At 61.9% G+C, this 1,013-nt stretch carries 2 protein-coding genes; both read left to right on the forward strand.

Annotated features, from left to right (window positions below; all coding sequences use genetic code 11):
- Positions 1–249 (forward strand): CARDB domain-containing protein (locus DVK07_RS19535; protein WP_303646394.1); only part of this gene is annotated, 249 nt, incomplete at its 5' end.
- A gap of 3 nt (positions 250–252) precedes the next feature.
- Positions 253–738 (forward strand): hypothetical protein, encoded by a 486-nt coding sequence (locus DVK07_RS19540; protein ID WP_121598515.1) that lies wholly within the window; start codon positions 253–255, stop codon positions 736–738.
- Positions 739–1,013 lie beyond the last annotated feature (275 nt).

The raw sequence follows: 1,013 nt of genomic DNA on the forward strand, positions 1-1,013 counted from the left end.
GAGGCGGCCTCGACGACAGAAGTCACCGAGAACGCGACGGTCGATGTCGTCGCTGACGTCGAGAACACGGGTGATTTCACCGGGCAAGAGACCGTCGAACTGTTGCTCGACGGCGACGCCGTCGACGACGTGTCCGTGTCACTCAACGGAAGTGAAAGTGAGACCGTAACCCTGACTCACGACACCGACGACGGCGGTGTCGGCGAAGTGAGTTACACGGTCTCGTCGGCCGATAGCACGGACTCTTAGGACGTGACCGTCACGGAACCAGACGAAACGGACGGGACGGACGAGAGAGACTCGGTCGACGGACCGGAGAATGGCACCGATACCGGCGACAGCGACGACGGAGCGACTGGCGGTGGATCGGCAGGAGAGGAGTCTGACAACGAGACGACCGATAGCGGACCGGTGGACGATGAGTCGGAAACCGGGGACACTGACGGGGAAACAGACAGGAACGGGACCGACAACGATGACCGATCGGTGAACAATCCCGACAGCGAGAGCGACGGCGGTGATTCCAACGACACTGAAACAACGAACGACGACTCGGAGAGCGGCGACGGACAGGACTCGGACTCGTCGAGCGACACCGACGATGACGACAACGCCATCGAGCCGGCCGAGCCGACCGAAGAAGAGGCCTCGCCTGTGTCGGCCCCGCTGACCGGCTTTCCGCACTTCGTCGCAGCCGTACTCGTGCTCGGATTGCTCGCTCGCACCCGAAAGAGCTAAGCAATGTTCGTCCGCTGTGGAGGCGGTTCAAGCGCTCTCGCGAACTGACGGATATCGGTCCCCAAACTCGACTGCGAGGACGCTGTTGTCGGCTGGGACCCACGCTGTGTCGGACTGTGAAACGCCAGCGAGAGTTCGTTCGATCAACGTTCTGTCGACGACCGAGCTCGTCTCACATAGTGACGGGCAAGGTTTTCTCAGTATTCGTGAACCGGGAAAGAGAAGGTAACCAGCGGCGGTGTCGACGAGCGACGGTCCTCGTCGCCGGTCGACGC

This window comes from Halorubrum sp. Atlit-26R, assembly GCF_003666015.1.
GTDB lineage: Archaea > Halobacteriota > Halobacteria > Halobacteriales > Haloferacaceae > Halorubrum.